Genomic DNA, 5,738 nt, shown 5'->3' on the forward strand with positions numbered 1-5,738 from the left:
ACATCAAACCCTACGGTGCGTTTGTGGATGTCGGCGGGGTGACGGGTTTGCTGCACATCCGGCAAATCAGCCAGAACCGCATCGATTCCCTATCGGATGTTTTGAGTGAGGGACAAAACATTAAAGTCCTGGTGGCGGAAGTAGATGAGTGGAAGGGACGGATTTCCCTGGCGACGAAGGTTTTTGAGAACTATGCTGGGGAACTGCTCGAAAATTTCGACGAGGTGATGGCAAATGCCGAAACCCGCTGGGATGAGAAGCAGTCGGGAGAGTCTGAGTCTACCCCCAAACCCAAGCCGGAAGTGAAAAGCAAACCGGAAGTGAAAGCGAAGACAGAGGAAGAGGAGAAGTAAGCTGTCACGCAAATCACAATTGTACGTGTGGCTGAAGGGGGAGAGGGTTCGATTGGTTTGAGACAAGTCGATCGTATACCCACTTATAGCAGTTCGCGCCCTTTTCATTACACATTTTCAGTCATGGGGAACGGGGAATGGGCATTGGTGAAAGGTTAAGCAATTTGATCAGATGTCAAGTTGATTGGATTGAAGAGCTAGATCCCTTTCAGGCTATAGTTTTTCACGATCTCCCTCTTGTACGCAGGGGCACAACGACCGGCGAGCGCGACCGGGGGAGGCGTTTCGTCCCCCACCGGGAGGGCGAAGCGAAGCGGAGGGTTGGGGGGAGACCCCCCAAGGGTCGGGTTTTCAGTTGATTATTGGTAAGTTAACAAAGTGAATATAACCTTAACCTTTCACCAATGGGGAATGGGTAATAGAGAATAGAAACAACCTATTTCTTCAATCGTGTAAATAAACTGATGACGAAGCGCTATAACTGCACGTTCGACTCTAAGCTAATGTGCAGTAAAAATGACATTTGACGTCACTTTTGTCGCACCCATTTTGTTGCTACTTGCATCCATTTACGACTGTGGGGGACGCTTTGCCATTGACTCCAATCGGTCATCTGAGTGAAGCCCAGACGCACGAGACAATGGACGATGCTGATGGTATTTTAGCCAGAAGCAATTTCGAGAATCCATGGCGACTGATTCGTCATGTTCGGTTTTGGACTCATCGCGATCGAGACCCGGTTATGGCATCGCGCAAGCAACATTCCCAACGAAGCGATCGCCTAGAATTCACTGTACAAACTTACCAGTACGCTACCGCATCAGTTTTGTCAGTCAACCCGTCTGTGCAAAGTCGCGAACCTACGCACTCTCCGAATCTGAAACTCGAAGCCGATCGCGCCTGCATCGTCCGATAATATAATGAAGAATCCGGATTGCGTATTATAATTGTATTATAAACGATTATATCGCTCTTCTCAATTACCCAAAACCGCGTACTAGCCCATGTCATCCCCAGCGTCACCTCAAGCGTCATCGGAACCCGCACCAAAAATTCACCTGCCGCGTACCGGCGAGTCCGACTCCCTCAAAAGCATTCGCCACACCGCCTCCCACGTGATGGCGATGGCAGTACAGAAGCTGTTTCCCAAGGCGCAAGTGACCATCGGGCCGTGGACGGATTACGGGTTCTACTATGACTTCGACAGTCCCGACTCTTTCACCGACAAAGATTTGAAGGCCATCAAAAAGGAGATGGTGAAGATTATCAAGCAGAAATTGCCGGTGATTCGGGAAGAAGTGTCTCGCGAGGAAGCCAAACGGCGGATTGAGGAGATTCAAGAACCCTACAAACTCGAAATCCTCGATAGTATTGAAGAGCCGATTACCCTGTATCATTTGGGCGATCGCTGGTGGGACTTGTGCGCCGGCCCCCATGTCGAAAGTACCGCCGATTTGCACCCCAAGGCGATCGATCTCGAAACCGTTGCCGGGGCGTACTGGCGCGGCGATGCCAACAACGCCCAACTTCAGCGCATCTACGGAACCGCCTGGGAAACCCCCGAACAGTTGCAGGAGTACAAGCGGCGCAAAGCCGAAGCCATCAAGCGCGACCACCGCAAAGTCGGCAAAGAGTTGGGATTGTTCGTCTTTTCCGATCCCGTCGGCCCTGGGTTGCCCCTGTGGACTCCCAAAGGCACCATTTTGCGATCGACCCTGGAAAACTTCCTCAAAGAAGAACAGGTCAAACGAGGCTATCTCGGTGTCGTCACTCCCCACATCGCCCGCATCGACTTGTTTAAAATCTCGGGACACTGGCAGAAATACAAGGAAGATATGTTCCCGATGATGGCGGAGGATGAGGAAGCGGCCGCCAACGAACAGGGATTCGTCCTCAAGCCGATGAACTGTCCGTTCCACATCCAAATCTATCAAAGCGAGTTGCGATCGTATCGGGATTTGCCCATGCGATTGGCGGAGTTCGGCACCGTCTACCGTTACGAACAGTCTGGGGAACTCGGCGGATTAACTCGGGTCCGTGGGTTTACCGTGGACGATTCCCACCTGTTCGTCACCCCGGAACAGTTGGAATCGGAATTCCTCAACGTGGTGGATCTGATTTTGTCGGTGTTCGACAGTTTGCAATTGAAAGATTTCCGCGCCCGATTGAGTTTCCGCGATCCCGACTCCGATAAGTACATCGGTTCTGAGGAAGCGTGGAACAAGGCGGAAAATGCCATTCGCCACGCCGTGAGTACCTTGGGGATGGAGTCCTTTGAAGCGCCCGGAGAAGCGGCATTCTACGGTCCCAAACTCGATTTTATCTTCCGAGACGTTCTCGATCGGGAATGGCAGCTAGGAACCGTCCAGGTGGACTACAATTTGCCCGAACGGTTCGAGTTGGAATACGTCGCCGAAGACGGTTCTCGCCAGCGTCCGGTGATGATTCACCGCGCCCCCTTCGGTTCCCTCGAACGGCTGATTGGTATCCTGATCGAAGAGTATGCCGGAGACTTCCCCCTGTGGCTGGCCCCGGAACAGGTGCGGTTGCTGCCCGTTAGCGACGAGTTTCTGCCCTACGCCCGAGATGTGGCGGCGCAGATGCGGCTGGTGGGGATTCGCGCTGAGGCCGATACCAGTCACGAACGGTTGGGTAAGTCGATTCGCAATGCGGAGAAAGCGAAAATCCCGGTGATGGCGGTTGTGGGGGCGAAGGAAGTGGAATCGCAGAGTTTGAGCGTTCGCACCCGCGCCTCTGGGGAGTTGGGTTCGATGGCGTTGTCTCAGGTATTGGAGAAGTTGCAGGGGGCAATTGCAGGGCGATCGAGTTTTTAGCGGTTAGTTGTCAGTCGTCAGTAGGGGTCAACGGCCGTTGACCCCTACCCGTGTTGAATAGTTGCAATCGAGCCAAATTAGAGACGGGGAGAGAAGCAAAGGTAGGATGTGTTAGACGGCAACCATTTATGTCATCTACGAAAAATTTCAAATCCGTCGTAACGCATAAACCCGTTTGTATATATCTGATGGCGATGCGTTAGACGGATTGTTGAGTTTCCTGAAATGTCAAGATTTTTCGCCGTCTAACACATCCTACAACTTAAAATAAGAGTAATTGCAAGAGGCTCGATCGATGACGATCTCAACCCACCGACGAATGACGCTTCAGGAGTACCTGAATTATGACGATGGGACTGATACTCGATACGAACTGGTTAATGGAGTATTAGTCAAAATGGGGGCTGAGAGTGCATTAAATATCTCGATCGCCTTTTTTCTGGCGATGACTTTCGCTCAACTCGGCATTCCTCCCTATCGCATCGGCAACAAGCATTTAATTGAAGTGAGTTCGAGTGCGGTAACGGCACGCGAACCCGATTTAACGGTACATTCGGAAGCATCTTACGAGGCGGTTATCTCGGAAAAACAGTCGCTTCTGCGCTACGACAAACCCGTACCTCTGTTGGTAGTTGAAGTAGTATCTCCCGGCGAACCGGGGGAACCGAACTACGACCGAGATTATGTTGAAAAGCGACGAGAATACGCACAACGAGGAATTCCCGAGTATTGGTTAATCGATCCGCTGCGTCAACTGGTGTTGGTGCTGACGCTGGAGGGAGACTCTTACCGAGAACAACGTTTTACCGAGCAAGAGGCAATTTCATCTCCGACGTTTCCTCAGTTGAATTTAACGGCAGAACGAGTGTTGAATGCGGGCCGGTAATGCTTGGAAATTGAACTGTGGAAAATTCCCGACTGATTACCAGCTCACGTTATAAAATTTAGCCTTGTTTGAGCCTACGTCAGGTTCGACTAAACGAATAACTTTGAGATTTGAGGTTAACACAATCTTTTTAAAACAGTCAGGTTATTCGTTTAGCCATCATCAATAAAGGATTCCATTCATTACCTAAAGAAACGTTGATTACAAAAGAAGCAAAAGAGCGAAGTCATCGAACTCAGAAATATATGGCTCTGCCATTGGCTGCCTTCCAGCTTCTTTTAAAGCGTTTTCTAATGCTTCTAAGCTCACATTTTTACCAGATTTCTCACTTTTTGTAGATTGAATCTGGTCTTCCAGATGTTGTCGTTCTGGCAACTCACCTACAGAAATAATCGAGAAGTTTGCTTTAGCAAAATCTGAGGGTTTATGCGTAACAATTGCACCCATATCCAGAGCCAAGGCACAAGATACCTCAACAGCGGATTCATAATCTTCTAAAGCAGATAATCTAACATGTTGAAGAATCATCTCGTCAACCGGACAGATTTGGAGATGTTTTTGGATAGTTAAGACAATTTCATTGGCACTGATAGGATCGCTTATATGCTCAGCAAAGCTGCGAATTTTGTCTGCGCCAATATCTGACAGATATGCCTCTATCTGCCCCTCTTCCAAAACATTCCACAAGCTTTCAACCTTCTCGACAATCCCACTCCGATTGAGCAAGATTTCTACGATCGTGTCAGCATCGATCAAAATCCTCATTATTCCCCCACCTCCAGTCCGTTAGATTGAATCGTGGGTTTAGCTGGGTTGGACTGAGGTGGTCGATCGGTATTTAAAAGCTGGCGTAGTTGGGATAGCGTCTTGGTCTTGGGCTTTGCTTGTGGTTCGGAGGATTCGGCAGCAGGAATGTATTCAATCAAGTCTTGCGGCTGGCAATCGAGAGCGTTGCACAACCGAATCAGGCGTTCGATCCACTCCAGACCGCTTCTGCCTTTTTCCCAGTTGGCAATGGTGGTTTCCGTCACGCCGACGAGTTGCGATAGCTCTAGTTGAGTTAATTCCGCCTGCTCTCGGAGTTGGGAAATTTTCGATTGGGGTTTCGTGCTGTCCATAAGGGTTTTACTGCACTTTTTCTCTAAGATAGCAAATATTACCTAAAATTATTTAGGCAAATAGTTGCAACCATAAAGAAATTTAGGCAAAATATAAATATCGGTCTGAGATTGCCCAGAGGCGATCGCCAAATCGACGACTGAGTTTTTGCTAACACCCTTGGATAACAAGGATTTGACCCATGTTTTTAACCAAGCAAACTCCACCTCCGGCACAAGAACCTGACGGGATTGAAATCAAAGTTAGGCTGTCCGAAGCGACCCTGATTAAGCTAATTCCAATCGTTGTGGTTTTACTGGGTTCCGGCGCGTGGGTGCATTCTCAATCTGCGCCACTTCCTACCGACTTGCCTTCAGATGCGGTTGAAGTGACTCCATAACCACTACGAACCTCGTCCCAAAAACTTTGCCATCCTCGCCACTGCTTCTTCCAATACCGGGGGTTCGTGAACTAGGGCAAATCGCACATAACCTTCCCCGGCTTTCCCGAATCCCGCACCGGGGGATGCGGCAACTCCCGTCTGTTCCACTAACTGAGTGCAAAAGC

General features: G+C 49.7%; 7 protein-coding genes and 1 pseudogene. 5 read left to right on the forward strand and 3 right to left on the reverse strand.

The genetic code is table 11. From position 1 onward, the window contains the following. The 4 genes from IQ235_RS16935 to IQ235_RS16950 all read left to right on the forward strand — a co-directional run. The coding region (locus IQ235_RS16935; RefSeq protein ID WP_264322606.1) for a S1 RNA-binding domain-containing protein at positions 1-353 on the forward strand (353 nt) is incomplete at its 5' end. Between the two features lie 589 nt (positions 354-942). Next, entirely contained in the window at positions 943-1,269 is a 327-nt protein-coding gene (locus IQ235_RS16940; RefSeq protein ID WP_264322607.1) for a hypothetical protein, read from the forward strand. 88 nt (positions 1,270-1,357) lie between these two features. After that, positions 1,358-3,187, forward strand: coding sequence for a threonine--tRNA ligase (gene thrS, locus IQ235_RS16945; RefSeq protein WP_264322608.1), 1,830 nt, complete (start codon positions 1,358-1,360; stop codon positions 3,185-3,187). Positions 3,188-3,482: 295 nt separating this feature from the next. Next, the gene (locus tag IQ235_RS16950) at positions 3,483-4,073 is read left to right on the forward strand and encodes a Uma2 family endonuclease (protein WP_264322609.1); all 591 of its coding nucleotides are present in this window, start codon (positions 3,483-3,485) and stop codon (positions 4,071-4,073) included. A gap of 201 nt (positions 4,074-4,274) precedes the next feature. On the opposite strand, the gene IQ235_RS16955 is transcribed toward IQ235_RS16950, so the two are convergent. Together IQ235_RS16955 and IQ235_RS16960 are read right to left on the reverse strand one after the other, a co-directional pair. Beyond that, complete coding sequence (locus tag IQ235_RS16955) at positions 4,275-4,838, reverse strand: PIN domain-containing protein (RefSeq protein WP_264322610.1); 564 nt, start codon at positions 4,836-4,838, stop codon at positions 4,275-4,277. Continuing rightward, entirely contained in the window at positions 4,838-5,191 is a 354-nt protein-coding gene (locus tag IQ235_RS16960; protein ID WP_264322611.1) for a helix-turn-helix domain-containing protein, read from the reverse strand. The genes IQ235_RS16955 and IQ235_RS16960 overlap by 1 nt, the downstream gene beginning before the upstream one ends. Positions 5,192-5,373: 182 nt before the next feature. On the opposite strand from IQ235_RS16960, the gene IQ235_RS16965 reads away from it, so the two are divergent. Next, complete coding sequence (locus IQ235_RS16965) at positions 5,374-5,571, forward strand: hypothetical protein (protein WP_264322612.1); 198 nt, start codon at positions 5,374-5,376, stop codon at positions 5,569-5,571. A gap of 3 nt (positions 5,572-5,574) precedes the next feature. On the opposite strand, the pseudogene IQ235_RS16970 reads toward IQ235_RS16965, so the two are convergent. Then, a pseudogene (locus tag IQ235_RS16970) lies at positions 5,575-5,738 on the reverse strand (succinyldiaminopimelate aminotransferase); the annotation flags it as partial.

Source organism: Zarconia navalis LEGE 11467, from assembly GCF_015207075.1.
GTDB lineage: Bacteria > Cyanobacteriota > Cyanobacteriia > Cyanobacteriales > Geitlerinemataceae > Zarconia > Zarconia navalis.